28 protein-coding genes are annotated in these 26,151 nt (G+C 64.9%); 10 read left to right on the forward strand and 18 right to left on the reverse strand.

All coding sequences use genetic code 11. The features are described 5' to 3' along the window. Positions 1-60: 60 nt before the first annotated feature. The 4 genes from RAD15_RS20880 to RAD15_RS20895 all read left to right on the forward strand — a co-directional run bounded on the left by RAD15_RS20880 (position 61) and on the right by RAD15_RS20895 (position 4,103). Positions 61-930, forward strand: a complete 870-nt coding sequence (locus tag RAD15_RS20880; RefSeq protein WP_458180037.1) for a MurR/RpiR family transcriptional regulator — start codon at positions 61-63, stop codon at positions 928-930. A 3-nt stretch (positions 931-933) separates the two neighbouring features. Then, entirely contained in the window at positions 934-2,283 is a 1,350-nt protein-coding gene (locus RAD15_RS20885; protein WP_458180038.1) for an aspartate aminotransferase family protein, read from the forward strand. A 12-nt stretch (positions 2,284-2,295) separates the two neighbouring features. Then, on the forward strand, positions 2,296-3,306 hold the full coding sequence (locus RAD15_RS20890; protein WP_458180039.1) for an amino acid ABC transporter substrate-binding protein: 1,011 nt from the start codon (positions 2,296-2,298) through the stop codon (positions 3,304-3,306). Between the two features lie 146 nt (positions 3,307-3,452). Then, complete coding sequence (locus RAD15_RS20895) at positions 3,453-4,103, forward strand: aspartate/glutamate racemase family protein (protein WP_458180040.1); 651 nt, start codon at positions 3,453-3,455, stop codon at positions 4,101-4,103. Here the strand turns inward: RAD15_RS20895 and RAD15_RS20900 are convergent. Next, entirely contained in the window at positions 4,100-4,747 is a 648-nt protein-coding gene (locus RAD15_RS20900) for a TetR/AcrR family transcriptional regulator (protein ID WP_458180041.1), read from the reverse strand. The two genes, RAD15_RS20895 and RAD15_RS20900, sit on opposite strands and share 4 nt — an antisense overlap. A 156-nt stretch (positions 4,748-4,903) precedes the next feature. Here RAD15_RS20900 and RAD15_RS20905 point away from each other — a divergent pair, with 156 nt between their 5' ends. The 5 genes from RAD15_RS20905 to RAD15_RS20925 are packed head-to-tail and all read left to right on the forward strand — an operon-like array spanning position 4,904 to position 9,658. After that, complete coding sequence (locus tag RAD15_RS20905) at positions 4,904-5,113, forward strand: ferredoxin (protein ID WP_148774408.1); 210 nt, start codon at positions 4,904-4,906, stop codon at positions 5,111-5,113. Positions 5,114-5,169: 56 nt separating this feature from the next. After that, positions 5,170-6,390 carry a cytochrome P450 gene (locus RAD15_RS20910; protein WP_458180042.1) on the forward strand — a complete coding sequence of 407 codons (1,221 nt, stop codon included), beginning with the start codon at positions 5,170-5,172 and terminating at the stop codon, positions 6,388-6,390. Between the two features lie 33 nt (positions 6,391-6,423). Next, positions 6,424-7,746 carry an MFS transporter gene (locus RAD15_RS20915; protein ID WP_458180043.1) on the forward strand — a complete coding sequence of 441 codons (1,323 nt, stop codon included), beginning with the start codon at positions 6,424-6,426 and terminating at the stop codon, positions 7,744-7,746. A gap of 3 nt (positions 7,747-7,749) precedes the next feature. Next, positions 7,750-8,409: a sulfite oxidase-like oxidoreductase gene (locus RAD15_RS20920; RefSeq protein ID WP_458180044.1), complete on the forward strand. Its 660-nt coding sequence runs from the start codon at positions 7,750-7,752 to the stop codon at positions 8,407-8,409. A gap of 25 nt (positions 8,410-8,434) precedes the next feature. Next, a complete protein-coding gene (locus RAD15_RS20925; protein ID WP_458180045.1) occupies positions 8,435-9,658 on the forward strand; it encodes a bifunctional alpha/beta hydrolase/OsmC family protein in 1,224 nt (407 codons plus the stop codon). 15 nt (positions 9,659-9,673) lie between these two features. On the opposite strand, the gene pdxR is transcribed toward RAD15_RS20925, so the two are convergent. Then, positions 9,674-11,122 (reverse strand): MocR-like pyridoxine biosynthesis transcription factor PdxR, encoded by a 1,449-nt coding sequence (gene pdxR, locus RAD15_RS20930; protein WP_458180046.1) that lies wholly within the window; start codon positions 11,120-11,122, stop codon positions 9,674-9,676. A gap of 83 nt (positions 11,123-11,205) precedes the next feature. Here pdxR and RAD15_RS20935 point away from each other — a divergent pair, with 83 nt between their 5' ends. Continuing rightward, positions 11,206-12,120, forward strand: a complete 915-nt coding sequence (locus RAD15_RS20935) for a DMT family transporter (protein ID WP_458180047.1) — start codon at positions 11,206-11,208, stop codon at positions 12,118-12,120. Here RAD15_RS20935 and RAD15_RS20940 read toward each other — a convergent pair. The 16 genes from RAD15_RS20940 to RAD15_RS21015 all read right to left on the reverse strand — a co-directional run bounded on the left by RAD15_RS20940 (position 12,099) and on the right by RAD15_RS21015 (position 26,125). Next, on the reverse strand, positions 12,099-13,157 hold the full coding sequence (locus RAD15_RS20940; RefSeq protein WP_458180048.1) for a YeeE/YedE family protein: 1,059 nt from the start codon (positions 13,155-13,157) through the stop codon (positions 12,099-12,101). The two genes, RAD15_RS20935 and RAD15_RS20940, sit on opposite strands and share 22 nt — an antisense overlap. A 2-nt stretch (positions 13,158-13,159) precedes the next feature. Next, a complete protein-coding gene (locus RAD15_RS20945) occupies positions 13,160-14,164 on the reverse strand; it encodes a quinone oxidoreductase family protein (protein ID WP_458180049.1) in 1,005 nt (334 codons plus the stop codon). A 77-nt stretch (positions 14,165-14,241) separates the two neighbouring features. Further along, positions 14,242-15,573 carry a phenylacetate--CoA ligase PaaK gene (gene paaK / locus RAD15_RS20950; protein WP_458180050.1) on the reverse strand — a complete coding sequence of 444 codons (1,332 nt, stop codon included), beginning with the start codon at positions 15,571-15,573 and terminating at the stop codon, positions 14,242-14,244. Positions 15,574-15,601: 28 nt separating this feature from the next. Further along, positions 15,602-16,051 carry a hydroxyphenylacetyl-CoA thioesterase PaaI gene (gene paaI / locus RAD15_RS20955; protein ID WP_458180051.1) on the reverse strand — a complete coding sequence of 150 codons (450 nt, stop codon included), beginning with the start codon at positions 16,049-16,051 and terminating at the stop codon, positions 15,602-15,604. Positions 16,052-16,152: 101 nt separating this feature from the next. Next, on the reverse strand, positions 16,153-17,235 hold the full coding sequence (gene paaE / locus RAD15_RS20960; RefSeq protein WP_458180052.1) for a 1,2-phenylacetyl-CoA epoxidase subunit PaaE: 1,083 nt from the start codon (positions 17,233-17,235) through the stop codon (positions 16,153-16,155). Positions 17,236-17,237: 2 nt separating this feature from the next. Then, positions 17,238-17,741, reverse strand: a complete 504-nt coding sequence (gene paaD / locus RAD15_RS20965) for a 1,2-phenylacetyl-CoA epoxidase subunit PaaD (protein ID WP_458180053.1) — start codon at positions 17,739-17,741, stop codon at positions 17,238-17,240. After that, entirely contained in the window at positions 17,735-18,511 is a 777-nt protein-coding gene (gene paaC / locus RAD15_RS20970) for a 1,2-phenylacetyl-CoA epoxidase subunit PaaC (protein WP_458180054.1), read from the reverse strand. Before paaC ends, paaD begins: the two co-directional genes overlap by 7 nt. Next, on the reverse strand, positions 18,511-18,798 hold the full coding sequence (gene paaB / locus RAD15_RS20975; RefSeq protein ID WP_008136594.1) for a 1,2-phenylacetyl-CoA epoxidase subunit PaaB: 288 nt from the start codon (positions 18,796-18,798) through the stop codon (positions 18,511-18,513). The genes paaC and paaB overlap by 1 nt, the downstream gene beginning before the upstream one ends. 10 nt (positions 18,799-18,808) lie before the next feature. Beyond that, the gene (gene paaA / locus RAD15_RS20980) at positions 18,809-19,801 is read right to left on the reverse strand and encodes a 1,2-phenylacetyl-CoA epoxidase subunit PaaA (RefSeq protein WP_458180055.1); all 993 of its coding nucleotides are present in this window, start codon (positions 19,799-19,801) and stop codon (positions 18,809-18,811) included. Between the two features lie 76 nt (positions 19,802-19,877). Further along, the gene (gene paaX, locus RAD15_RS20985) at positions 19,878-20,744 is read right to left on the reverse strand and encodes a phenylacetic acid degradation operon negative regulatory protein PaaX (RefSeq protein WP_458180057.1); all 867 of its coding nucleotides are present in this window, start codon (positions 20,742-20,744) and stop codon (positions 19,878-19,880) included. Between the two features lie 95 nt (positions 20,745-20,839). Further along, on the reverse strand, positions 20,840-21,610 hold the full coding sequence (locus RAD15_RS20990) for an esterase/lipase family protein (RefSeq protein ID WP_458180058.1): 771 nt from the start codon (positions 21,608-21,610) through the stop codon (positions 20,840-20,842). A 203-nt stretch (positions 21,611-21,813) separates the two neighbouring features. Continuing rightward, a complete protein-coding gene (locus RAD15_RS20995; RefSeq protein ID WP_458180059.1) occupies positions 21,814-23,100 on the reverse strand; it encodes a DUF445 domain-containing protein in 1,287 nt (428 codons plus the stop codon). A 231-nt stretch (positions 23,101-23,331) separates the two neighbouring features. Then, a complete protein-coding gene (locus RAD15_RS21000) occupies positions 23,332-23,787 on the reverse strand; it encodes a phasin (protein WP_458180060.1) in 456 nt (151 codons plus the stop codon). Between the two features lie 285 nt (positions 23,788-24,072). Beyond that, positions 24,073-24,666 carry an N-acetyltransferase family protein gene (locus tag RAD15_RS21005; RefSeq protein ID WP_458180061.1) on the reverse strand — a complete coding sequence of 198 codons (594 nt, stop codon included), beginning with the start codon at positions 24,664-24,666 and terminating at the stop codon, positions 24,073-24,075. Next, complete coding sequence (locus RAD15_RS21010) at positions 24,663-25,745, reverse strand: PHA/PHB synthase family protein (RefSeq protein ID WP_458180062.1); 1,083 nt, start codon at positions 25,743-25,745, stop codon at positions 24,663-24,665. The genes RAD15_RS21005 and RAD15_RS21010 overlap by 4 nt, the downstream gene beginning before the upstream one ends. Then, positions 25,742-26,125 (reverse strand): hypothetical protein, encoded by a 384-nt coding sequence (locus tag RAD15_RS21015; protein WP_458180063.1) that lies wholly within the window; start codon positions 26,123-26,125, stop codon positions 25,742-25,744. Before RAD15_RS21015 ends, RAD15_RS21010 begins: the two co-directional genes overlap by 4 nt. Positions 26,126-26,151: the final 26 nt, after the last annotated feature.

A 26,151-nucleotide genomic window follows, 5' to 3' on the forward strand; every position in this document is an offset into this window, starting at 1 on the left:
GATTTCCGGCAGCGCACGTCAACTGTTGCACCAATCTCCAATTCATGCAACAAATGTTTCATGGCCGAGCCCGCAAAATCCTCGCCGCTGAGCGAACTGCGCATTGCGCTGCCGTCGCTCCCGATGCGCTTGCAGGAGGTCGGACGCTTCGTAGCGGCCAATGATTACGACGCCACCACCCGTTCCATGCGCGATCTGGCGGCGGAAGCCGGTGCCGATCCTACTGCATTCACGCGCCTTGCCAAAGCAATCGGCTACTCCGGTTGGGAGGAATTGCGCGCGGCCCTGACGGAAGCACGGCGGCCGTCGCAGACTTCGCCCTTCTCCGGCCGAGCCAAAAGCCGCCCCGGGCCGAATGCCGATGTCGCGCTCGTCTCCGACAAGCTCGAGGCCGAAGCCGCGGGCCTTCCACGCATCCCGGCTCGCCCAATTGCGGAGGCGGCCCGCGCACTGCATGACGCCAAGCGGATATGGATCGCGGGCTATCGAAGCTGCCGCAGCGTCGCGGAACTTCTGAATTACGAGCTGCGGCTGTTCCGTCCCGAACAAGTGCAGCTCGTCGGCGCATCCGGTCCCGACGATCTCGATCTCGGCGCGTTCCGTCCCGGCGAAGCCGTCATTGTCATCGGCTTCCTGCCCTATACTCATGCAAGCGTCCGTGTCGCGCAGGCTGCCTATCGCGCCGGCGCAACCCTGATCGCGATTGCCGACAGCGCCGCGGCACCGATGGCCGAGGGTGCCGACCACGTGCTGCTGTTCGAAGCAGCCTCGTCTCCCGGCTTCTTTCCGAGCCTCACAGGCGCGATCGCGATCGCGCAGTCACTCGCGGCGGTGACGTTCTCGCTCGGCGGCACGGCCGCAAAGAAGCGTCTGGAGAACACCGAGGCGCGCCTCGCCGCAGCCTCCATTTATGTCTCGGAGAAAGGTTGACCCATGGCCGCTCGCCCCAGCCGCGTGCTGCACCGCTCGTTGCGCGAAACGCCGCCGAAGGCGATCGGCGGCGAAGGCGTCTATCTCTTCGCCGAGGATGGACGGCGCGTGATCGACGCCTCCGGCGGCGCAGCGGTCTCCTGCCTCGGCCACCAGCATCCGCGGGTGATCGCGGCGATGGCAAAGCAGGCCTCGACGCTGGCCTATGCGCACACCGCCTTCTTCTCCTCCGAGCCGGCCGAGGCGCTAGCCGAAATGCTGGTCGGGCACGAGCCCGGCGGCCTCGCTTATGCCTATTTCGTCAGCGGCGGGTCGGAGGCGATCGAAGCCAGCATCAAGATCGCCCGACAATATTTCATCGAGCGCGGCGAGCCGCAGCGGCAGCATTTCATCGCGCGGCGGCAGAGCTATCACGGCAATACGCTCGGCGCGCTCGCTGCCGGCGGCAATGCCTGGCGGCGCGCACCCTATGCGCCATTGCTATCCGCAGCGTTCAGCCATGTGATGCCGGCGTTTGCCTATCACGAGAAGCACGAAGGCGAACCCGATGCGCAGTTCGTGGCGCGGCTGGCCGCGGAGCTCGAGGCCGAGTTCCAGCGGCTTGGCCCTGACACGGTCGCGGCATTCCTCGCCGAGCCCGTCGTTGGCGCCACCGCCGGCGCGGTGACGGCACCGGACGGTTATTTCAAGGCCATGCGCGAAATCTGTGACCGCCACGGCGCGCTGCTCATCCTCGACGAAGTCATGTGCGGCATGGGCCGCACCGGCACCACGCACGCCTGGGAGCAGGAAGGCGTCGCGCCTGACATCCAGGCGATCGCAAAGGGCCTCGGCGGCGGCTATCAGCCGATCGGCGCGATGCTTGCAAGTGGCAAGATCATCGAGACCATCCGCTCCGGCTCGGGCGCATTCCAGCACGGCCATACCTACCTGGCGCATCCCCTCGCCTGCGCCGCCGCGTTCGCCGTACAAAACGTGATCCGCGAGGACGGCCTGCTCGACCGTATCAAGGAGCGGGGCCGACAGCTGGAGCAGCGACTGACCGAGCGCTTTGGCAATCACCGCCATGTCGGCGACATCAGGGGACGCGGGCTGTTCTGGGCAATCGAGCTCGTCGCAGATCGCGCCGGCCGCACCTCGTTCGATCCCTCGCTCAAGCTCAACCAGAAGATCAAGGCTGAAGCCTTCGCCAACGGGCTCGGCTGCTATCCCGGCGGCGGCACCGTGGACGGCGTCCGCGGCGACCATGTGCTGCTGGCGCCGCCCTACATCGCCTCCGCGGAGGAGATCGACCTGATCGTCGACAAGCTCGGCACGGCCGTCGACAACGTATTGCGTAGTGTCAATCACTGAGGGGAGAGTAACATGAGGAAAATGGTCATCGCAGCGAGCGTGCTCGCGGCATCGACGGTTGTCGTGTCGGCCGCGACGCTCGACACGGTGAAGAGCCGCGGCACGCTGGTGTGCGGCGTCAGCGCCGGCTTTGCCGGCTTCTCCGCGCCGGATTCGCAGGGCAACTACAAGGGCCTCGACGTCGATTACTGCCGCGCGCTCGCGGCCGGCGTGCTGGGTGACGCCAGCAAGGTGCGCTACGTCTCGCTGACCGCGCAGAACCGCTTCACCGCGCTGCAATCGGGCGAGATCGACGTGCTCTATCGCAACTCGACGCAGACCTATTTGCGCGGCGTCACGCTCGGCCTGCGGCAGGGCCCGATCAACTTCTACGACGGCCAGGGTTTTGTCGTGAAGAAGGACCTCGGCGTGAAAGACATCAAGGACCTCAAGGGCGCCACCGTCTGCGTCGCTCAGGGCACCACGCACGAAGTCACGCTCGGCGACTATGGTCGCGCCAACGGCATCGACTGGAAGCCGCTGGTGTTCGACCGCGTCGACACCATGTACCAGACCTTCTTCGGCGGCCGCTGCGATGCCATGACCCAGGACGCCTCCGCGCTCGCGGGTGCCGTGACGACCGCGGCGCCGAACCCTGCGGACTACGTCGTGCTGCCGCAGACCATCAGCAAGGAGCCGCTCGGCCCCTTTACCCGCAACGGCGACGAAGTCTGGAGCGACATCATCACCTGGCTGCATTACGGCCTGATCGAGGCCGAGGAGCTCGGCGTGACGCAAGCCAATGTCGATGAGATGGCGAAGTCCCAGACGCCAGCGATCCAGCGCCTGCTGGGCGCCTCCGGCGACCTCGGCTCGCGGCTCGGGCTCGACAACAAATGGCTGGTCACCGCGATCAAGGCCACCGGCAATTACGGCGAGATCTACGAGCGCAATGTCGGCAAGGCGAGCCCGCTCAAGCTCGACCGTGGTCTCAACGGCCTCTGGAGCAAGGGCGGCTTGATGTACGCGGTACCGTTCAAGTGAACATCTCTCGTGTCCCGGACGCGCTGCAGCGTGCAACGCTGCTGCGCAGAGCCGGGACCCAACAGCTAATGGGCCCCGGCTCCGCAGCGCAATACTTCGCATTGCGCTGCGTCCGGGGCACGGGACCCATCAGGTAGTCACCTTCAATGACAACGCCCCCTCGCATCGCCCTCATCCACGCCCTCAAGCATTCCATCGCCCCGATCGAGGCGGCGTTCGCGACGGCATGGCCCGAGGCCCGGCTGATGAACCTGCTGGATGACAGCCTGTCGGCGGACCTGGCGCGCGACGGCGCGCTCAACGATACCATGACCGAGCGCTTCCTCGCACTCGGCGATTATGCGGCGGCGACCGGAGCTGATGGCATCCTGTTCACCTGCTCGGCCTTCGGCCCCTGCATCGAGGCCGTCGCGCGTGCCCATGCGCCGATGCCGGTACTAAAGCCGAACGAAGCGATGATCGAACGGGCGGTGACGATGGGCCAACGGATCGGCCTGCTCTCGACCTTTCCACCGACGCTGGCCTCGATGCCGCCGGAGTTTCCCGCCTCGGTCCAGATCGTGCCGAAACTTGCCGAGGGCGCGCTGGCCGCACTCGACCGCGGCGATCGCGCCACGCACGATCGGCTGATCGTCGAAGCGTCAAAGGATTTGCGCGATTGCGACGTGATTGCGCTCGCGCAGTTCAGCATCGCGGCGACCGCACCGCTGGTCGCGGAGGCCACCGGCCGTCCCGTCGTGACGACGCCCGACAGTGCGGTCGACAAGCTGATGAAGCTGCTGAGGGCGAAAGCCTAAGCGCCCGCCTTCTTCCGGCGCCCCGCGTCCTTGATCGCGACCGCGAGCGCGGCCTTCGTTTCACTGACAAAATCCTCGACGAGGTCCTCGCGCGTGGCATGTGCGGCCTCACCGGTGAACAGGCCCTGCTCGGCCAGCATCACCACGCCGTGCAGCGCCGCCCAGATCTTGAGCGCTTGCCGTTCGCGCAAATAGCCGACCGCAGGCACTTCCAGCGCCTCGATCACGAGCGAAAAGGTCTCGCGCGTCGCCTCATGCAGCTCGCTGCCCTTGACGGCGCATGACACGGTGCGGGACGCGAACATCAAGCGATAGATCCCGTTGCGGCGCAGGCCGAAATCGAGCATTGCCTGCGCCAGCCGCGACAGCTTCGGCTGCTTTGACGGTTTCGCCATCGCCTCCCGGAAGATTGCGCTGAGCTGCCGGAACGCTTCCGCCGTCACCGCCGCGAGCAGCGCCTCGCGGTCGGCGAAATGCCGGTACGGCGCCGGCTGCGAGACGCCGAGTTGCTTGGCCAGCGCCTTGATGCTGATCGCCTCGGCACCGCCCTGCTCCGCCTCGCGCAGAGCCGCCTTGATCAAGGCATCGCGGAGATCGCCATGATGGTAGGTGTTTTCGGGCTTGCGGGTGAGTTTTGAGCGCATGTTGCAGCCGAACCTACAAGTTTGCGCTTGACAGGGGAAGCCTATCGCGAATGTAATAGGATATAACTTAATGCAGCGGCAAACGCTGCGGATAAATTTGACATGAGGAACGCGCGCCGCCTTTGGCGCTCCGCGCATACGACCGAGGAAGCCGCAATGGCAGAGCGACTGAGGGTTCACGTCGATCCCGACAAATGCCAGGGCCACGCGCGCTGCAAGGCGCTCGCGCCGGAACTGTTCGAGCTCGACGAATACGGCAACGCCCACGAAGCCGGCGACGGTACGGTCCCTCCGGGCCTCGAGGACAAGGCGTGGCTTGCCAAATCCAATTGCCCCGAAATCGCGATCGATGTGATCGAAGAGTAGCGCACTCCCCGCCTGCTCGCGTGCCTTCAGCGACCACGAACCCCGAGGGATTCGAGATGTCCGACGTCAGCCAGCCCGCCGCCCATCCGCCCGTCACCGACTGGGTCCATGATTTCGACCACACCGATCCGCAATGGACGGAGGATCCCTTCCCGATCTGGGACGAGCTGCGCGCCGCGAGCCCGGTGGTGCACACCGAGCGTTTCCTCGGCTGTTACCTGCCGACGACCTATGAAGCGGTGCGCGAGATCGCCAACGACAGCGAGCATTTCTCGTCGCGCCGCATCATCGTGCGCGACGTCCGGCCCGAGGTCGCCAGGAACGCGGCCCCGCCGATCACCTCCGATCCACCCGTGCACAAGCCGGCCAAACAATTGCTGCTGCCGCCATTCACGCCGGACGCGATGAAGAAGCTCGAGCCCCGGGTCCGCGCCATCTGCAACGAGCTGATTGACGATTTCATCGCTGAAGGCAGCGTCGACGCGGCGGCACGCTACACAAAACACATTCCGGTGCGCGCGATCGCCCACATGCTCGGCATTCCCGAGAGCGACAGCGATCTCTTCGTCAACTGGATTCACATGATCCTCGAGCTCGGCATCAAGGACGAGACCATGCTGCTCCAGGCCGTGCACGAGATGAGCGCCTATTTCAGCGCCCATATCGAAGAGCGGAAGAAAAAGCCGACCGACGACCTGATCTCCTATTTGATGAACGCCAAGGACAAGGAGGGTAATCCGCTCGAGGATTCGCATGTGCTGGGTTCGCTGCGGCTGCTCCTGATCGCCGGCATAGATACCACCTGGAGCGCGATCGGCTCCTCGCTCTGGCATCTCGCGAGGACGCCGGCCGACCGTGAGCGGCTGATCGCCGAACCCGAGCTAATCCCCACCGCCGTGGAGGAACTGCTACGCGCCTATTCGCCGGTCACGATGGCCCGCGAGGTGGTCAAGGAGACGACGATCTCGGGCTGCCCGGTCAAGACAGGCAACATGGTGCTGCTGTCCTTCCCGGCCGCCAACCGCGATCCAAAAATGTTTCCGGACGCTGACAAAGTCGTGATCGACCGCCGCGAGAACCGCCACGCCGCGTTCGGCCTCGGCATCCACCGCTGCGTCGGTTCCAACCTGGCGCGAATGGAGATGCAGGTTGCGCTGGAGGAATGGCTGAAGCGGATTCCGGACTTCGGGCTCGATCCGGCAGGCACGGTGACCTGGTCGCAGGGCACGGTGAGAGGCCCCCGCCAGTTGCCATTTCTGCTGGGAAAGGCGATGTAGACCTTTCCGGACAGCGATACGGAGAGGCCGGCCGTGACAGAGCAAGCGATCCAACCGGCCTCCGACCACATTGACATCGCCGACGCCCAACGGCGGATCAAGGCGATCTTCATCGGCTCCATCGGCAATCTCGTCGAGTGGTACGATTTCTACGCCTATACGGCGTTCGCGCTCTATTTCGCTCCCGCCTTCTTCCCCGGAAACGACCCCGTCGTTCAGCAATTGAATGTCGCCGTCGTCTTCGCGGCGACGTTCCTGATGCGGCCCCTGGGCGGCTGGTTCTTCGGCTATCTCGCCGACCATTTCGGCCGCCGCATCTCGCTCACGCTCTCCGTCGTCTTCATGTGCTTCGGCTCGCTGATCATCGCGCTGACGCCGACCTATGCCACGATCGGCTTCGCCGCGCCTGTGATCCTGGCGCTCGCCCGCGTCATCGAGGGCCTGAGCCTCGGCGGCGAATACGGCGCCAGCGCCACGTACCTGAGTGAGGTCGCCGATCCCAGGCACCGCGGCTTCTATTCCAGCTTCCAGTACGTCACACTGATCGGCGGCCAGCTCACCGCGATCATCGTGTTGTTGCTCCTGCAAAAGGTCTTCCTCACGCCGGAGGAGCTGAAAGCCTGGGGCTGGCGCATCCCGTTCGCGATCGGCGCGATGCTCGCAGTCTTCGCCGCGGTGATGCGGCGTGGCCTGCACGAGACCGAAGCGTTCGAGGAGGCCAAGAAGGTGGTGAAGCCGACCGGCTCGATCACCAATTTGCTGCGCTATCCGCGCGAGCTGCTGCTGGTGGTCGGTCTCACCGCCGGCGGCACCGCCGCGTTCTACACCTTCACCACCTACATGCAGACCTTCGTCAAGCTGTCGGTCGGCTTGACCGAGGACCAGACCACCTTCGTGATCTTCGGCACGCTGATCTTCGCGACCATCCTGCAGCCGATCTACGGCGCCATCTCCGACAAGATCGGGCGCAAACCGCTGCTGATCTTCTTCGGCGTCGCCGGCACTCTCGCGACCGTACCGCTGCTGATGACGTTGAAGGAGACCAAGTCGCCTTTCATGGCGTTTATCCTGATCTGCTGTGCCTGGCTGTTCGTCGCCGGCTATACCTCGATCAACGCAGTCGTGAAGGCCGAGCTGTTCCCGACCAACGTTCGCGCGCTCGGCGTCGGCCTGCCCTACGCGATCACGGTCTCGATCTTCGGCGGCACGGCGCCGGCGATCGCGCTCTATTTCAAGAGCATCGGCCACGAGGACTGGTTTTACTTCTACCTCAGCGGCATCATCTGCCTGTCGCTGATCATCTATTCCACCATGCGCGACACCAAGCACGCCTCCGCAATGCACCGCCACGAGTAGGCCATGGCCGACGAGACGCCATCCGACAGCAAGCTGACGCGCACCAAGGAGAAATGGGCGCGTGAAGGCCGCTTCCTCACCGGCAGGATCACGCGGCCGGAGGACCAGCGCCTGCCGCCCGGCCAGCACCTCACCAAGGACTGGCCGGTGCTCGATCTCGGCGTCCTGCCGCCGGTGTCGCGCGAACGCTGGCGGCTCGATGTCTACGGCGCGATCGAGACCCCCGTGTTCTGGACCTTTGCCGAGTTCGCCGCGCAGAAGCAGGACCATGTCGTCTCCGACATTCATTGCGTGACGACCTGGTCGCGCTACGACAATCAGTGGGAGGGGCTAGCAACCCGCGAGCTGCTCGCGGCCTGCCAACCGCGCGAGGATGCGCGCTTCGTGGTGCTGCATTCCTACGACGGCTACACCACCAACCTCGCGCTGGAAGACTTCGCCGCCGAGGACGCGCTGCTTGCCCACAGCTGGTCGGGCAAACCGCTCACGGAAGAGCACGGCGGCCCGGTGCGGCTGGTCGTGCCGCATCTTTATTTCTGGAAGAGCGCCAAATGGCTCCAGGCGATCGAGTTCCTGACTGAGGATGCGCCAGGTTTCTGGGAAGTCCGCGGCTACCATAACCGCGGCGATCCCTGGGCTGAGCAGCGCTATTCAGACGATTAGATTCAAGCAAGAACGGGGAAAGCCGATGCCGACGGAACGCTTTCAATTCACCGGCGAAGGCGGCCATCAGCTTTCGGCCGCGCTCGAAATCCCGGACGGCGAGGTCGCGGCCTACGCGCTGTTCGCGCATTGCTTCACCTGCGGCAAGGACACGCTGGCAGCAAAACGCATCTCGGTCGCACTCGCCGCCAGGGGCATCGCCGTGCTGCGTTTCGACTTCACCGGGCTCGGCTCCAGCGAAGGCGATTTCGCCAATTCGACGTTCTCGTCCAATGTCGCCGATCTCGTTCGCGCGGCCGACCATCTGCGGAACACGCGCAAGGCGCCCTCGATGCTGATCGGCCACAGCCTCGGTGGGGCTGCGATCCTTGCAGCAGCCGGACATATCCCCGAAGCTACGGCGGTTGTGACGATCGCCGCGCCATCCGACCCTGCCCACGTTACCGGCTTGTTCAGGGAGCACGTCGACGCCATCCGCGCCCAGGGCGAGGTGGAAGTTTCGCTCGGGGGCCGTCCGTTCCGGATCAGACGCGAATTCCTCGACGACATCGCCGAGCACGAACTGATGAAGGACATCACGGGACTGCACAAGGCGCTGCTGGTGATGCACTCGCCGGTCGACGATACCGTCGGCATCGACAATGCGACCAAGATCTTCGTTGCGGCCAGACATCCCAAGAGCTTCGTCTCGCTCGACCATTCCGATCACCTGCTGACCAGGCCCGCCGACGCGCTCTATGCGGCCGACGTGATCACGGCCTGGGCGAGCCGCTACATCGACACCGCAAAACCTGCGAAAGCGATGGATCTCCCCGAAGCGCCGCGCCGGGTCGTGGTGCAGGAAACCCGCAAGAGCAAGTTCAACCAGATCATCACGGTCGGACCGCATCGACTGGTGGCGGACGAGCCGGTCGCCGCGGGCGGCGAGGACGCCGGCCCCGGGCCCTATGATTTCCTGCTCGCCGGCCTCGGCGCCTGCACCTCCATGACCATGCGCCTCTATGCCGACCGCAAGTCGCTGCCGCTCGACCGCGTCACCGTCACGCTGAAGCATTCGAAGATCTACGCCAAGGACTGCGAGGAATGCGAAACGCGGGACGGCATGCTCGACCAGATCGAACGCGACATCGCAATCGACGGCGCGCTCGATGCCGAGCAGCGCAAGAAGCTGATGGAGATCGCCGACAAGTGCCCGGTGCACCGAACGTTGACCTCGGAGATCCGCATCGTGACGAAGGCTGCGGAGTAGCGCGCTCGCACTGGTCTAGAAGCACGATGCCATCGTCCGCACCGCTGCGCTGATCTCGCTCTCGCGCCAGGCCGCAAAGCCGAGCAGCAGGCCGTGATCGCGGGGCCGGTCCAGCGACAGGCTGGACAAGGCGCGCGTCTCGACCCCTGCGGCGGCCAGCCGTTTCGCTGCCGCCTGATCGGCGGTGCCGCGCTTGAGGCGGGCGACGAGCTGGATGCCGCCCGGGGGGACTTCGACCGAGAGCATCTCGTCCAGATGGCGCTGCAATCCCGCGACGAGGTGATCGCGGCGCGCGTGATAGAGCCGGCGCATCCGCCGCAGATGCGCGAGGAAATGTCCGTCGGCGATGAACTCGGCAAGCGCTTCCTGAACGTGGCTGGAAGCGATCAGCCCGATGTGCCGCTGCGCGATCTCCAGCGTGCCGACCAGCGCCGGCGGCACGACGAGATAACCGAGCCGGATGTCCGACGTCATCGCCTTCGAGAACGTGCCGACATAGAGCACGCGGCCATGTGCGTCCAACCCCTGCAAGGCCGGCACCGGCCGGCTGTCATAGTGGAATTCGCCGTCGTAATCGTCCTCCACGATCCAGGTCTTGCCGGGCCTGCTTGCCCTGAGAAAATCGGTGCGGCGCGCCAGCGACATCAGCCGTCCGGTTGGGTGCTGGTGCGATGGCGTCATGAAGATCAATTTCGGGGCCGTCAGTGTCGGTATTCGCTGCATGCCCTGCTCGTCCAGCCTGATGCCGGTCACGCGCGCGCCGGAGGCACGGAACGCGGCAGCCGCACCGGGATAGCCGGGATCCTCCACCCACACCTCGTCGCCTTGCGCGATGACGGAAGCAGCGATCAAGGTCAACGCGGCCTGCGCGCTCGGCAAGATCATGATCTGCCCTGCCTCGGCGCGAACGCCTCTGCTGGTGGCCAGATAATGCGCGAGCGCCTCGCGAAGGCGCGCTCGGTTCACAGGTCCGAGCTCACGCTTGGCCGCACGCACGGCGCTGCGGCGCAGGCAGCGGGCCCACACCTCGTTCGGAAACTCCCTGAAATCTCCGTGCCCAGGGCGCAACGGTCTTAGCGGAGCCTGATAGGACATCGGCCAGTCGGTCTGCTTGAGCCTCGAAGCCCAGTGTGAGAGCCGCGGCCTGGCGGTGCGCACGCCGGGCGCGACGGCGCCCGTCCGTTCGATAGGTTCGTCGCCATCGACCGTGACCACCGGACGGCGTCCGTGCGACGCCTCGATATATCCCTCCGAGGCGAGCTGCTCGAAAGCATAGGTGACGGTGTTACGCGAAACGCCGAGCTCACTCGCGAGCCGGCGGCTCGACGGCAACGCGCGACCTTTACCGAGACGGCCGGTCGCGATCAGGTTTCGGAGCTGGCTCGTCAGCTGGGCCACCAGCCCCTCGTCGTCGGCCCGCTTCAGGTCGATCAGGGCCGAGATCGTCACTTCAGAAACTGGCACCTTATTTCTCCGTGATCTGGCCCTTTTTCAGGTGCCACGCGGGATGCTATCCGCCGGTCTGGACAGCTTCAAGGACCTCCGTGATGAACTCCCTGTCTCCCCGCGCGGCCGTCGGCCTGTTCCTCATCGTCGTGCTGGCCTGGGGCGTGAACTGGTCGGTGACAAAGCAGCTCGTCCAGTTCCTTCCACCACTTTGGACTTCAGCGATCCGGAGCTGGATCGCGCTGGCCGGATTGTTCGTGATCCTCGGACTGAGCAGAAATCTGGTGATCCCGGAGCGGCGCGACATTCCCGTGGTCCTGAGCGTGGCGCTGCTGCACATGACGCTGTTCTCGGTCCTGGTTGCGGCCGGTGTGCGCTTCCTGCCCGCGAGCAAGGCCATCGTGCTCGGCTACACCACGCCGCTCTGGGTCGCGATCGCCGCGCCTTTGCTGGGGAAGGATACGCCGACCGCGCCAAAGCTCGCCGGCGCCCTCCTCGGATTGATCGGCCTTGCCGTGATCCTGAACCCGGCGTCCATTGACTGGACCAATGCGAACGTCGTGCTCGGCGCCGGCATGGTCATCCTGGCTGCGATCTGCTGGGCCGCGAATATCATCTATATCCGCGCGCATCGTTGGATCGCCTCGCCGCTCCAACTCCTGATCTGGCAGGTGCTCGTCGCGACGATTGTGCTGTCAGTCAGCGCGACGGTCGCGGACGGTCTGCCGCACGCGGAATGGTCGTGGAAGCTCGTGCTGCTGTTCCTGTATTCGGGGCTGATCGGAACGGCGTTGGCTTATTGGGCGATGTCGATGGTCAACAAGAGCATCTCGGCTCTGACGACCTCGCTCGGCACCACCGGGACGCCGCTCGTCGGCATCGCCAGTGCGGCGATCCTGCTGGGCGAGCCCATCGACATGAGCCTGACTGTTGCGGCCGGATTGATCATCACCGGCATCGGGCTTGCGACGCTCGGCGACCGGCTGTTGCGCGGTCAGGCGACCGCGAGCGGTTGAACCCGCAGCACGCCGCGCAAACCGGCCGTCGTGCCGAGCAGAATGCCGGCGACCGCGACGAAGGAGCCCAGCGCGAGCGTCGACACGCCCGTGAGCCCCTGCCCGATCGAACAGCCGAACGCCATCACGCCGCCGATGCCCATCAGCGCTGCGCCGCTGCCTGAGCGCAGCATGTGGCGCGGCGAGGAATAGCCCTCGAGCTTGAAGCGTCCCGTCGCGAGCGACGTCGCCAGGCTACCGGCGAAGACGCCGGCAACCGTCGCAATGCCAAAATTGAGGGTCAGGCCGGTCGAGAGCATGGCGTATTGCAGCGCGTCCGCGATCGGCGCGATGAAGGTCAGCGAGGTCACCGGCACGGGATTGAAGTCGTCGGCGCCGAGATGGCCTGTAACGAACCAGCCGGCAGCGACAAGCAGGCCGACGACGACACCCGCGGAGATCTGGCCCGGCGAGCGACGGAACGCCGGATGCGCGAAGGCGAACAGGATCAGCGCGACGACGATGACAGCCGCGGCCAACGCGCGCGAGAACGCTTCAGCCGGCCCGAATGCCGCCAGCAGCGACGGCAGCGAATTGACGTTGACGGTGGTTTGCGAGGCCTGGACCAGCGCGATGCGCGCCGGTGCGATCAGGCCCTTGAGTGTCATCTGCGCGGCGATGGCCAGCACGATCACGACGACGAAGGAGCGCAGATTGCCGCGGCCGAGCAGCACCAGCGCGCGCGAGCCACAACCGTTCGACAGCACCATGCCGTAGCCGAACAGCAGGCCGCCGAGGAACAGCACCGGCACCGAGAAGGTCTGTTGCAGATAGATCGACTTGCCGAGATCGACCATGCCGTTGCCGGCGAGGAGCTGGCTGACACCGATCGCAACCGCGATCGCCAGCGCATAGCTGCGCACCAACCGCCCGTCTCCTTCCGCGAGAAATCCGCGCATGCTGCTCATTAGGCAGAAGCCGCTGAGCAGGCCGACGGCGCCGTAAATGAGACCGATGACGAGGCCGGCGAGGATGACGAGTTGCGCAGAGGATTCCATCGTCACGGCTTCAGGATCACGCGATCCCGCGAGGAGCCGGCGACCGCGGCATACGCCTCCTTCGCGCGCTCCAGCGGATAGACAGCATTCGCCTTGATCGGGAACGGCTTCAGGTGACCGCTTGCAAAGCCGGGGCTGAGATCGCGCAGCACCGCGCCTGTCGCGGCCGACGACAGGCCGAGCGTATCGATGCCGACATAAGTGTGCTGGCCGCGATAGAATTCGAGGATGTTGAACTGCACGATGCGATCGATCGCGGCGATCAGGATCTGACGGCCGCGCAGCGCGAGCGACTTGTGCGCGGCCTGGAAATAGGGATCGCCGACGGTATTGAAGACGATGTCGGCGCCCTTGCCGCCGGTCAACTCGCGGACCCGCGTGGCGACATCGGTGACGGACGCGTCGATCACCTCGATCGGCGCGTTGCTGTGGCCCTCATACGCTTCCGCCTTGCGCACCACGCCGATGACGCGCGCACCCTGCCAGGTCGCGATCTGCACCGCGGCCTGGCCGACCTTGCCATTGACGCCGAACACCAAAACGGTGTCACCGCTCTTCGGCACACCCGCGCGGCGAAAGCCTTCCATCGCGGTGACGAAGGGCACGCCGATGCCGGCGGCCTCCTCCCAGGACACCGTCTTGGGCTTCTCGACGACCGCATCGGCCTCGACGACGAGATGGGTTGCGTGGGTGCCGTCGCGGCGGATGCCGAGATCGCCGGAGGAGCCGAACACTTCGCGGCCGACCGTGCCGGCAGGCCCATCGATGACAACGCCGGCGTAATCGCGGCCCGGTGTGCGCGGGAACACGGCATAGGGCATCAACCCGGTCGCGGCCTTGACGTCGGAGGGGTTGACGGCGGCGGCCTTCACCTCGATCAGGAGATCGTTGGGGCCGCGCGTGAGGGTGTGACGCTCGACCACCGGTGCAAGTGCAGCAGCGTCCTCGGCCTTGGCCTTGAGGCGCACGCAGCGCGCTTCGACGGATTTGGGATCGGCTGGCGACATGAAAAGACCCGCGATTTCTCGCGGGCCTTGTCGCCTCTGGGGTCGGTCAAGTCAATCCGTCAGGTCAATCCTTCAAGTCAATCCTTGGGCCGCTTGTCGTAGAGGCGTTTGGCCTTGCCGAGCGAGCGCTCCAGCGTGGCCGGCGCGACGACCTGCACCCTGGAGCTGATGCCGATGGTGTTCTTGATGTGGGTCGAGATCCGGTCGGCATGATCGACAAGCCCCCTGCCGTCCCAGCTTTCGGGACGCGCCTCGGCTATGATGGTCAGTTCGTCCATCCGGCCTTCACGGGTCAGCTCCAGGATGAAGTGGCCGCCGCACCAGTCGGTGGCGAGCAGCACCTCCTCGATCTGGGTCGGGAACAGGTTGACCCCGCGCAGGATGATCATGTCGTCGGACCGGCCCGTGACCTTCTCCATCCGCCGCATGCCCGGACGCGCCGTGCCCGGCAGCAGCCGCGTCAGGTCGCGCGTGCGATAGCGGATCACCGGGAAGGCTTCCTTGGTCAGTGAGGTAAAGACCAACTCGCCCTTCTCACCGTCCGGCAGCACTTCGCCAGTCTCGGGATCGATCACCTCTGGATAGAAATGGTCTTCCCAGATGTGCAGGCCGTCCTTGGTCTCGATGCATTCCTGCGCGACGCCGGGGCCGATCACCTCCGACAGGCCATAGATGTCGGTCGCATCCATGTCGAATGCTTCCTCGATCTCGCCACGCATCGCATTGGTCCAGGGCTCGGCGCCGAAGATGCCGACCTTGAGCGAGCATTGGCGCGGATCGAGCTTCTGCCGCTTGAACTCGTCGAGGATCGCCAGCATGTAGCTCGGCGTCACCGTGATGATGTCGGGCCGGAAATCGTTGATGAGCTGCACCTGCCGCTCGGTCATGCCGCCGGAGATCGGCACCACGGTGCAGCCGAGTTTTTCGGCGCCGTAGTGCACGCCGAGGCCGCCCGTGAAGAGGCCATAGCCGTAGGCATTGTGGATGATCATGCCGGTGCGGCCGCCGGCGGCACGGATCGAGCGCGCCATCACCTCCGACCAGGTGTCGATATCGCGTTGCGTATAGCCCACGACGATCGGCTTGCCCGTCGTGCCCGACGAGGCGTGCACGCGCACCAGCTTCTCGCGCGGCACGGCGAACATGTTGAAGGGGTAGTTGTCGCGCAGGTCCGTCTTCACCGTGAACGGGAATTTCGCGAGATCGGAGAGCTCGCGAAAGTCGGACGGATGCACGCCGGCCTTGTCGAAGGCCTTGCGATAATGCGCGACGTTGTCGTAGGCGTGCTTCAGCGACCAGGCCAGGCGCTGCGTCTGCAACGCCATGATCTCGTCGCGCGAGGCGCGTTCATGCTTATCCATCTCGGCCCTATAGGTGTGGCCGCCTTCCTTCAGCTTCGTCGAAGCCATCCTCGTTTCCCCACATTGATTGGTTCTTTTATTTGTCTTGCGCCGGCAGCCACGTGCCGGGAATGACGCGCGAATGCCCGCGGAATTCGGCGATGACGGTGTCGCCTGCGGTGACGCGCACATCGTAGATGCCGGAGCGACCGCCGCGGGTGACCTCCCATGCCTTGGCGACGAGGCGGTCGCCGAGCTTGCCCGGCTTGATGAAGGTAATCTGCCCCTGCGCCGCGACCACGCGCTCATTGTGCGAATTGCAGGCGAACGCAAAGGCGGAATCGGCGAGCGTGAAGATGAAGCCGCCATGGGCGATGCGCTGGCCGTTGACCATGTCCGGCCGCACCATCATCGCCAGCGTCGCAAAGCCCGGGCCGATCTCGACGATCTCCATGCCGAGACCTTTAGAGGCATCATCCTCCGCCCACATCGCGTCAGCGCAGGCGCGGGCAATATCTTCAGGCAACAGGGCGGCCTTGACGTTCACGCGCTTCTCCCGGCCAGATGTTTGCACATGATGTTCTGCTGGTTGGCCAAAACTGTCAAATAATGCGACGCATTTGCATTGTCGGGGTCTGATGCGCCCGATCAGACATGATCGTAATCGACCACGACCCGCTCCGATGATGGCTTGGCCTGGCAGGTCAGGACGAACCCGGCCTTCAGCTCCCAGGGCTCCAGCGAATAGTTGATGTCCATCGGCGCTTCGCCCTCGACCAATTTTGCGCGACAAGTCGAGCACATGCCGCCCTTGCAGGCGAACGGCAGATCGACGCCGGCGCGCAGTGCGGCATCGAGGATGGCTTCGTCTTCGGCGACCGGAACATCGCGACGCTTGCCGTCGATGATCAGCGACGCCATGGCCTTTGGCGGTGCATCGGGCGCAACGACTTTCTTCGGCCGCGGCTTGCCACCGAACTCGGAGACGAAGCGCTCGACGTGAATGCGTTCTTCCGCGATGCCGAGATCACGGCAGGTCGTCTCGATGTCCTCGCTCATGCCGGACGGACCGCAGATGAAGACGTGATCGACGCTGGCCGCCGGCACCAGCGAGCGCAGCAGCACCCTCACCTTGTCGCCGTCGAGCCGGCCGTGCAGGATCGGAATGTCCTGCTCCTCGCCGGAGATGACGTGGAAGATCGAGAAGCGATCGATGAAGCGGTCCTTGAGCTCTTCGAGCGCTTCGAGGAACATGATGTTGTCGGTCGCGCGGTTGCCGTAGAACAGGAAGAAGCGACTGTCGGGCTCGCGTGCCAGCGTGCCCTTGACGATCGAGAGGATCGGCGTGATGCCGGAGCCTGCGGCAAAGCCGACATGGATGCGCCCGGCATCGTCGGGGGGAACCACGCCGAAGCGGCCTGTCGGCGTCATCACGTCGAGCTCGTCGCCGCATTTGAGATCTTCGGCTGCCCAGCTCGAAAATGCGCCGCCATCGATCTTCTTCACGGCGATGCGGATCTCGCCGTCATCGGGGCCGGAGCAGATGGAATAGGAGCGGCGCACCTCCTCTCCGTCCAGCGTGGTGCGGAGCGTGAGGTATTGGCCGGGCGTAAAGGCGTAGTCGCGAGCGAGTTCGCGGGGGATGGCGAAAGTCATCGAGATGGCGTCAGACGCCTCGCGACGGAGATCGCTGACGGCCAGGCGATGGAAGCGCGGTGCGGCTGCGGACATGGTCAATGACACTTGAAGTAATCGAAGGGTTCGCGGCAGGCCCTGCAGCGCCACAGCGCCTTGCAGGATGTCGAGCCGAACTCGGATAGGAGCTCGGTATTTTCCGAGTCGCATTGCGGACACGCAATGGCCTGCCCGCCGAACAGCGCGCGACGCGAGCTTGAGGCCTGCGGCGGCGCGATGCCGTAGGCGTGCAGCTTACGGCGCCCCTCCTCGCTCATCCAATCGGTCGTCCAGGCCGGTGACAGCACCGTGTGGACCTTCGGACGATTGAAGCCGGCGCGCTCCAAAGCGACCTCGATTTCGAGTGCGATCATGTTCATCGCCGGACAGCCCGAATAGGTCGGCGTGATCGCGACCTCGACATGATCGCCATCGAGAACGATATCACGGAGCACGCCGAGATCGGCGATGGTCAGCACCGGAATCTCGGGATCGACCACGCTCGCCGCGGCGTCCCAGGCCCGCCGGCGCAGCTCGCTATCGCGATCGAGCACCGTCACCATGTCTGCCCCGGAAACGTTCGCTGCATCGATTGCAGCTCGGACAGGAGATGGCCGAGATGCTCGCTGTGCCGGCCCGCGCGGCCACCCTGCTGCATCCAGTCGTTCTGCGGCAGCTCAAGTGTCGCTTCCCTGGCGACATCGGCGAGCGTCGTCAGCCAGCGGCCACGCAAGCTTCCGGGATCGATGGCGATACCGGCATGGATCAGGGCGCGCTCGCCGTCGTCGACCGCGAACAACTCGCCGGTAAATGCCCAGAGATGATCGATCGCTCCTTGCGCACGGGCGTGGCTTTCGTCCGTGCCGTCGCCGAGCCGGATGATCCATTCCGAGGCATGGCGCAGATGATAAGCGCTCTCCTTCTCCGACTTGGCGGCGATGGCCGCAAGCGTCGCATCGCGCGAATTCATCATCGCCCGCCAATAGAGATCGGCGAAGGCGGAATAGAAGAACTGCCGCACCAGCGTCTGGGCGAAGTCGCCATTCGGCTGCTCGACCAGCAGCAGATTGCGGTACTGCCTGACATCGCGAAGGTACGCGAGCTTATCCTCGTCGTTGTCCTTGCCCTCGGCCTTGGCGGCGTAGCTGTAGAGCTCGCGGGCCTGGCCGATCAGGTCGAGCGCAATGTTGGACAGCGCCATGTCCTCTTCCAGCATCGGCGCGTGCCCGCACCATTCCGACAGCCGATGGCCGAGGATCAACGCATCGTCGGCGCGGCGCAGCGCGTAGAGCACCAGCGGCGTTTCGGAGACCTGGATGTTGGCAGTCGCCATCACATGTGCCCCACTTCTTCCGGCACCTCGTAAAACGTCGGGTGCCGGTAGATCTTCGACTCCGCCGGCTCGAACATCATGCCTTTCTCGGCTGGATCGCTCGCCGTGATCGCGGTCGACGGCACGACCCAGATCGACAGCCCCTCTCCCCGACGGGTGTAGATGTCGCGGGCGGCTTGCAGCGCCATCGTCGCGTCGCTCGCATGCAGCGAGCCGACGTGCTTGTGCGCGAGCCCATTGCGGCTGCGAATGAAAACCTCCCACAGCGGCGTGTTTGGCGTGGCCATAGTGATCTCCCTATTCGGCGGCTTGCGCGGTCTGGCGCTGCGCGCGCTTGGCGGCATAGGCGGCTGCGGCTTCGCGCACCCAGGCGCCGTCCTCATGCGCCTTGCGGCGCGCGGCCATGCGGTCGCGGTTGCAGGGGCCGTTGCCGGCGAGCACCTGCTTGAACTCGGTCCAGTCGATCTCGCTGTAGCGCCAGTGGCCTCCCGCATCCTGAATCATGCCGGGATCGGGAATGGTGAGGCCGAGATATTGGGCCTGCGGCACCGTGGCATCGACGAACTTCTGACGCAGCTCGTCATTGGAGAAGCGCTTGATCTTCCACTTCGTCGAGGTGTCGCTGTGCTGGCTTGTGGCGTCCGGCGGGCCGAACATCATCAGCACCGGCCACCACCAGCGGTTCAGCGCATCCTGCGCCATCGCCTTCTGCTCGTCGGAGCCGCGGCACAGCGTCAGCATGATCTCGTAGCCCTGACGCTGATGGAACGACTCCTCCTTGCAGACCCGGATCATCGCGCGCGCATAGGGGCCATAGGAGCAGCGGCACAGCGGGATCTGGTTCATGATCGCGGCGCCGTCGACCAGCCAGCCGATGGTGCCGATATCGGCCCAGGTCAGCGTCGGATAGTTGAAGATCGAGGAGTATTTGGCTTTGCCCGCGAGCATGGCATCGACCAGCTCTTCGCGCGAGGCGCCGAGCGTCTCGGCGGCGGCATAGAGATAGAGCCCGTGGCCGCACTCGTCCTGCACCTTGGCGAGCAGCGCGGCCTTGCGGCGCAGGGTCGGCGCGCGCGTGATCCAGTTGCCTTCGGGCAGCATGCCGACGATTTCGGAATGGGCGTGCTGTGAGATCTGGCGCGTCAGCGTCTTGCGATAGGCCGCCGGCATCCAGTCGTTCGGCTCGATGCGCTCCTCGGCATCGATGCGGGCCTGGAACTGCGCGGCCCTGCCCGCGTCCTCGAGACCGCGATCATCGGCCTCGGCCGTGTTCAGCGCCTGGGTGTACATGCGCGTCCTCCCGCTTTATTGGGAGGCAATATATAACAAAAATTACGTCATGCAAGATATTTCTGTAACATAACGATCAGCCCCCGAACCTCCTTTCGAGGAGCTTTCGCGCGGGCGGCAACGGCCCCTTTTCATTGGTTCCATGGCCATCAAGCCATTGTTCGGACGGAGCGAGCAGCGCGCGATAGATCTCGCCGCAAAGCGAACGCGCCGCCCTGCCCGGCCAATCCGCCGGCAAGAGGCTCTCAGGCAGCAGCGGATCGCGCAGCACGACACGGCGATAGTAGTGGATCAGCAGGATGCGCGCGGTGAAGGCGTCAGGCTCGGACAGATCCGTACCGCGCGCGATCGCGGCGCAGAGCGGCTCGAACGTCTTCATGAACTTCAGATAGGCGTCCGCGGTCCGCTCCAGCGGCCAGCTCGCACTGAGCAGACGGCGGCCGCTGTTACCCTCGGCCGAGACTTCGAGACGGATCGCGCCTGCAGCCTCATCGGGCACCGGCACGCCCGACGGCGCGACCCAGACGCCGGGCAGCGGACTGCCGAAACCGGCGTTGCGGAGAGCTTCGCGCGAGGCGTCGCGATCTTCGCCATTGCCGATCAGCAGCAGCTCGAAGCGCCCGGTCCACTCGGATGGTGGCGGATCGTAGATGTGGCGCGTCGCGGCCTCGAAGGTCTCGCGGCCCTTCTCAGCGAGACGATAGAAGCTGTTGCGGCCCACCTTTTCGCGGGTGAGCCAGCCATCGGCGGCAAGGCGCGACATCGCGGTCCGGACCACGCCGCTGTCGATATCCAGGCTTTCGAAGAACTCCAGCAGCGTGCCGAGCCACACCGAACCGCCGCGCGGCACGATGGCGTCGCCGAACATTGTGATGACGATGGAGCCCGTGCGTGACGGCTCACGCTTGAGCTGGTCGATGATGCGAGAGAGCGGATGCGCCATGCGCGAGGCATAGCGCGTTTGGTGCAGGCGCGACAATGGACGGGAGCGACGCCGTTGCTCTTCCTCTCCCCGGTCTTATGGGGAGCAGCAAGAGATCACCGATGCGGATCGGGATAAGCCAGGCTGCGCCAGCCGCCGCGGTCGAACGGGCGCCACTGGCCTTCCTTCTGCGCAAGCCTGTCGGCCACGGCATAGACGGCGGCCGGATGATGGCCCATGCCGCAATGGCTGCTCTCGATCTCGATGCTCTCGGTCTGTCCGCCCGACTTCTCCATGCAGCCCTGCCAGGCGCAAACGCCGTCGGTGCGGCTGAAGATGGCGGTGGTCGGCACCGGCGGCGGGACGGCGAGCTCGCCGCCGAATCGCGGATCGACCTCGTCGGACTTGCGCCCGCTCGCCCATTCGTAAACGCGCCAGGCATTGGTCGATTTGGGATCGCCCGCAAAGGGGCTGCCGAGCGTGATTACCTGGCGCACGCGCTCGGGCATCATCTTGGCGAGCTGGCGCGCGTAGAGGCCACCAAGGCTCCAGCCGACCAGGCTGATCTTGCGGCCGTGCGTGTCGCTGAGTTCCTGCACCAGATCGACCATCGCATGCTGCACGCCCGGCCTCAGGCCGTAATTGCGGCCCTGGCGCCAGCCGCTCGCCGCATAGCCCTTGCTGGCCAGGAACGAGCGTAGCGCGCGCGTGGAGGCGTCGGAGGCCACCAGGCCCGGCAGCACCAGCACCGGATGCCCGTCGCCACGCGGCGCAAGACTCAGCAGCGGCAGCGCGCCGAGGAATGCGCCGAACTCGTGGATCGCGCGTCCTTCCAGGAACATCAGAGTTCGGGACGGCGGACGCAGCGTCTGGGCAGTAGCGGTCATCAATGTTTCCCCTGGGCAAGAATTCCTGAAGAGCTCGCCGGCCGCGATGCCGGCAAATGGGCATGAATTCCAATACGCCGGCTTCTTGAACGTTCCGCAGCGCAACATGAATCAGCTAGGCGGCCGGTTTCCGACATTCAAGCGGGAGTGATGCGGCGCGACAATAGGCCCACGCGTTAATGCTAACGGGAGTGACGCAAAAGTCACAACATTCGAAGCAGGAATTCTACGGAGTAGAGAGCAAGTCCGGCGAGGCCGCCGATCAGCGAACCGTTGAAGCGGATGTATTGCAGGTCGCGCCCGATGTTGATTTCGATCAGCGAGATCAGCTGCGCCATGTCCCACGCCTTGACCTGGTCGGAGATGAAGATCGAGACGCCGCTCTTCTGGTCGGCGACGAAGCTGCGCAGCACCGCTACCAGGCCCTTGTTGATCTCGCCGCGCAGCTCGGCATCACCGGCAAGGGCTTCACCCGCAGCGACGCACATGCCGGCGAGATGATGCTGCAGCACCTGCGTCTCGCCGCTCGCGCTACGCTCGATGAAGGAGCGCGTGTTGGCCCAGACGGTGCGGGCGAGATCGGCGAGCTCGGGCCGCGCGAGCAGATCGCGCTTCAGCCCGTCGATGCGGTCGATATAGGCCTGGTCGGTGCCGAGCCGGTCGACGAAGCTCAACACCATGCGATCGAACTCGCCCCGGAACGGATGCTTGGGATCGCTCCGCACCTCGTTGAAGAAAGCGGTGGCGGACGCCACGATCTTGTTCACCAGAAACTTGTCGGCACGATAGAGCCGGAGCAGGGTCGGCAACTCCGCGCGCACCTTCTCGCGGATCATCGCCATCGTCTCTTTCTGGTTCATCGTCTCGTGCATCACGCGCAGGAGATCGTCGAACAGGATCTGGTGCCGCCCCTCCGCCACGAAGCCGCGCAGCGTGCCGGCGGCGAGCGGTGCAAGGTCGATCGCCTGGAGTTGCGAGGACATACGGCGGATGATGAAGGTCATCAGGCCGGAGCTTTCCGTCGCAGACACGGCCTCCGGCAACAGACGCAACGCGAAGCGCGCGAGATCATCGCTGCGCTTGCGGTCGCGCAGCCAGTCGGCAACGAAGGAGCCGAAATCGATCTCATTCAGCTTGGCCTCGACGGGACCGGCCTCGAGGAAGTGCACCTGGATGAACTCGCCGAGCTTGTCGGCGATGCGGGCCTGGTTGCTCTGGATGATCGCGGTATGCGGGATCGGCAGGCCGAGCGGCCGCTTGAACAGCGCGACCACGGCATACCAGTCGGCAAGCCCGCCGATGGTCGCAGCCTCCGCGAAGGCCGCGACGAAGCCGAACGCCGGATGCACGGGCAGCAGCCACTTCGCAGCGATGAAAAGCAGAAATGTCGACGCCAGCACCAGCGTTGCCAGCGCTTTCACGCGGCGAAGCTCGGCCGCGCGTTCGGCGTCGCCCGGGGTGTCGAAGGAGAAGGTGGCGGGTGGGGTCATTGTAGATACTTAGCGTGTCGATCTCCGCGTGTCCCGGACGCGGTGCAGCGCGGAGCGATGCGCCGCAGAGCCGGGACCCAGAATGGCCCCCGGATCAGCAGTGCACCACACCCCTGGTCGATGCTTCGCATCGCCAGGGGCGCGCTGCACTGCGTCCGGGGAACGCAAGAGACAAAAACAAAAGGCCCGCCGAAGCGGGCCTCAAATCCAGTTTCTACTCAGGGCGCCGGATCAGGCGGTCTTGTTGTAGACCTTGGCAAAGTTGTCCTGAGCGGACTTCGCACCGTTGGTGGCGAGCTTGCCGACATAGTCGGCGGTCGCCTTGGCGCGCGACACGAACACTTCACCGCGAGCGCGGAGCAGGCTCGACTGGATCTCGACGGCTTCGCTGACCGACTTGGCGGAAGCGAGATTGTAGATGCCCGAGAAGAATGCCTCGGCGTCCTCGTAAATCGCCTGCTGGATGTTGCGGCTGATCTTGCCGGCTTCAGTGACGGACTCGGTCACCGCGTTCTCGACGGCGGCGGTCACGCGCTCGGAACCGGCGAACACCTCGGCAGCACGGTCCTTGGCGGTGCTGGCAGTCTTCTTGACGAACTCACGGGCGGCCTCGGGAACTTCCAGGTTCTGGATGTTCTTGAAAGCGTCCTTGAAGCCCTCGAAAGCGGTGTTGGTCTCAGTGGTCATGGGGTTCTCTCCATCCTCATTGTTTGAGCTATGGGCTCACCCCGTCCGCATTGGCCCGAGGCACGGCTTATATGGCATAGTTAATTGTGCGGTGCAATATCCTTGTTGCACCGCGACATCACGAAACTGTGAACAGCCTTAACAGGAGGCAATATGGTGCCTCCTTGGCCAAGCCGGTTCCCGAGAGCGGTCTAACGGGCCCTCTCGCGTGCTGGATGGCGCTTCTTAATGCTGGACGGCGCGCCCTAATGCTGGACGGCGCGCCCTAATGCTGGACGGCGCGCCCTAATGCTGGACGGCGCCTGGCAGCCCGTAGGCCTCCATCTGGGCCTGGACCTGCGCGATGTTGTGCCCAAGCACGACAATGTCGTGAGTCTTGCCCTCGACGTCCCGGACATGGTCGCGCAGCAGCGCCTCGGCCTTGAAGCCGAGGCTCTCGAACAGGGCAATCGCCGCCTGCTGGTCGACCGTCATCTGGACCGACAGCTTTTCCAGGCCGGCGCCGAGCGCAAGAGCAAAGGTCTCCTGCGACAGCGCCTTACCTACCCCCTTCCCGCGGACGTCGGGCGAGACCACCATGCGGATCTCGCCGACATGGGGCGACCAGGAATGCGGATCGCGCACCAGCGTGCCGCAGCCGACGACCTTGCCGTCCCCGACGGCGAGCAGGCTCGTGATCGCGCCGCGCTCGATCTCCTTGACCCAGGCGGAGAGCACCTTCGGCTCACTGATGTTGCGCGGCAGGAACAACAGATCGTGGGTCGGCAGGCCCTTGCCGAACGCCAGCACCGCGGCTTCGTCCGCAGGCGACATCAAGCGGATCTCGATATCGCCGGCGTCGGTCTTGACGTGACGCGGATAGGAACGCTGCTCGCTCATGTCGATCTCTTCCCAAGCCAGGAATCCAGTTTCGGCCACAGCCGCTTCACCGCGTTGGCGCCGGCGACGAGGGAGACGTGACCGCCCTTCAGCATCACCTCTTCCTTGTCTTCGGACCCGATCTTCGTGATCAGGTGTTTTGCGGCTTCATATGGAACGATGTGATCGTGCTCCGCGACCGCGTGCAGGATCGGCACCTTGATGTCTTCGAGCTTCGCGGCGCGGCCGCCGACCGACATGGTGTCGTTGAACAGCTTGTTGTCCCACATCAGGTCCTTGGTGATGGCGCGGAAATACTCGCCCGCCAGCGGCAGCGTGTCGGTCGCCCAGCGGTCGAACATGCGATAGGACTTCACGAACTCGTCGTTCCAGATGTTTTCCCAGAGCTGGATCTGGCTCACCGTGCGCGAGGCCGGACGCAGCATCTCGAACGAGGACAGGATCATCTCCGGCGGCACGTTCCCCACGCTGTCGACGAGACGGTCGACGTCGAAATAGCGGCGGTCGGAGAAATTCGAGAACAGCTTCATCTCGCGGAAATCGATCGGCGTCGTAAAGCAGATCAAATTCTTCATCGGCCCGTCCTTGTGGATCGAGCCGTAGAGCAGCGACAGCACGCCGCCGAAGCAATAGCCGATGACGGAGACGTCCTGTTCGCCGGAATCCTGCTGCACCCGGCGAACGCAGTCCGGGATGAAATCGAGGACATAGTCCTCCATCCGCAAGCTCTTCTCCTCCGGCCGCGGCGCGCTCCAGTCGAGCATGTAGACGTCGTAACCACGTTTCAGGAGGAACTCGATGAAGCTCTGCCCCGGGACGAGGTCGAGGATGTAGCCGCGGTTGGTGGTCGCCATCACGATCAGCACCGGCACGCGGTAGATCTCGTCCGACATCGGCCGGTAGTGATAGAGGCTCATCGTGCCGCGCGAATGCAGCACGTCCTTGGGCGTCGATCCAAGGGTCGGACCGGAGGTCGAGAAATATTCGACGCCCTTGATGCTGCGCTGGATGGCGCGCTGCACCTCGCTCTGGATGCGCTCCGGGATGGATGCGAAATCGAGTCCGGTCGGCGCGTTCATGGCTGCCCTCCGCCCTCGGACGGCGGACGCTTGGTGCGCGGCGGCCGCAATGCGGAATCGGTCCCCTGAGACACGCCGGCATTGGCTGCCATCTGGCCCAGCATCGACTTGATCTCACCGATCTGGCCCTCGATCGCTTGCAGCCTCTCGGCAAGGCTGGTGACCTGCTCGCGGCTCGGCAGGTTCATCGAAACCAGGTATTTCTCCATGAGCTCGCCGAGCTGCTTCTGAGCACCTGCAGCAACTCCCCCCGCACGGTTGATCGCCTGTGAAAACTCGGGCGACGACATGGCCTGGTTGGCGAAGGAATTGAACCCCTTCTCCATCTCGCCCATCATCTTCTGCCACATGGCGACCGGGTCATTGGTCTTGTCGGTCATCGGCGTCCTCCTGAAATCGAGAGCTT

Source organism: Bradyrhizobium sp. 14AA (assembly GCF_054185205.1).

Bases quoted from the DNA above. Each gene is read 5' to 3' on its own strand.
- RAD15_RS20880 (WP_458180037.1), top strand. From the start codon at position 61: ATGGCCGAGCCCGCAAAATCCTCGCCGCTGAGCGAACTGCGCATTGCG.
- RAD15_RS20885 (WP_458180038.1), top strand. From the start codon at position 934: ATGGCCGCTCGCCCCAGCCGCGTGCTGCACCGCTCGTTGCGCGAAACG.
- RAD15_RS20890 (WP_458180039.1), top strand. From the start codon at position 2,296: ATGAGGAAAATGGTCATCGCAGCGAGCGTGCTCGCGGCATCGACGGTT.
- RAD15_RS20895 (WP_458180040.1), top strand. From the start codon at position 3,453: ATGACAACGCCCCCTCGCATCGCCCTCATCCACGCCCTCAAGCATTCC.
- RAD15_RS20900 (WP_458180041.1), bottom strand. From the start codon at position 4,747: ATGCGCTCAAAACTCACCCGCAAGCCCGAAAACACCTACCATCATGGC.
- RAD15_RS20905 (WP_148774408.1), top strand. From the start codon at position 4,904: ATGGCAGAGCGACTGAGGGTTCACGTCGATCCCGACAAATGCCAGGGC.
- RAD15_RS20910 (WP_458180042.1), top strand. From the start codon at position 5,170: ATGTCCGACGTCAGCCAGCCCGCCGCCCATCCGCCCGTCACCGACTGG.
- RAD15_RS20920 (WP_458180044.1), top strand. From the start codon at position 7,750: ATGGCCGACGAGACGCCATCCGACAGCAAGCTGACGCGCACCAAGGAG.
- RAD15_RS20925 (WP_458180045.1), top strand. From the start codon at position 8,435: ATGCCGACGGAACGCTTTCAATTCACCGGCGAAGGCGGCCATCAGCTT.
- RAD15_RS20935 (WP_458180047.1), top strand. From the start codon at position 11,206: ATGAACTCCCTGTCTCCCCGCGCGGCCGTCGGCCTGTTCCTCATCGTC.
- RAD15_RS20940 (WP_458180048.1), bottom strand. From the start codon at position 13,157: ATGGAATCCTCTGCGCAACTCGTCATCCTCGCCGGCCTCGTCATCGGT.
- RAD15_RS20945 (WP_458180049.1), bottom strand. From the start codon at position 14,164: ATGTCGCCAGCCGATCCCAAATCCGTCGAAGCGCGCTGCGTGCGCCTC.
- paaK (WP_458180050.1), bottom strand. From the start codon at position 15,573: ATGGCTTCGACGAAGCTGAAGGAAGGCGGCCACACCTATAGGGCCGAG.
- paaE (WP_458180052.1), bottom strand. From the start codon at position 17,235: ATGTCCGCAGCCGCACCGCGCTTCCATCGCCTGGCCGTCAGCGATCTC.
- paaD (WP_458180053.1), bottom strand. From the start codon at position 17,741: ATGGTGACGGTGCTCGATCGCGATAGCGAGCTGCGCCGGCGGGCCTGG.
- paaC (WP_458180054.1), bottom strand. From the start codon at position 18,511: ATGGCGACTGCCAACATCCAGGTCTCCGAAACGCCGCTGGTGCTCTAC.
- paaB (WP_008136594.1), bottom strand. From the start codon at position 18,798: ATGGCCACGCCAAACACGCCGCTGTGGGAGGTTTTCATTCGCAGCCGC.
- paaA (WP_458180055.1), bottom strand. From the start codon at position 19,801: ATGTACACCCAGGCGCTGAACACGGCCGAGGCCGATGATCGCGGTCTC.
- paaX (WP_458180057.1), bottom strand. From the start codon at position 20,744: ATGGCGCATCCGCTCTCTCGCATCATCGACCAGCTCAAGCGTGAGCCG.
- RAD15_RS20990 (WP_458180058.1), bottom strand. From the start codon at position 21,610: ATGACCGCTACTGCCCAGACGCTGCGTCCGCCGTCCCGAACTCTGATG.
- RAD15_RS20995 (WP_458180059.1), bottom strand. From the start codon at position 23,100: ATGACCCCACCCGCCACCTTCTCCTTCGACACCCCGGGCGACGCCGAA.
- RAD15_RS21000 (WP_458180060.1), bottom strand. From the start codon at position 23,787: ATGACCACTGAGACCAACACCGCTTTCGAGGGCTTCAAGGACGCTTTC.
- RAD15_RS21005 (WP_458180061.1), bottom strand. From the start codon at position 24,666: ATGAGCGAGCAGCGTTCCTATCCGCGTCACGTCAAGACCGACGCCGGC.
- RAD15_RS21010 (WP_458180062.1), bottom strand. From the start codon at position 25,745: ATGAACGCGCCGACCGGACTCGATTTCGCATCCATCCCGGAGCGCATC.
- RAD15_RS21015 (WP_458180063.1), bottom strand. From the start codon at position 26,125: ATGACCGACAAGACCAATGACCCGGTCGCCATGTGGCAGAAGATGATG.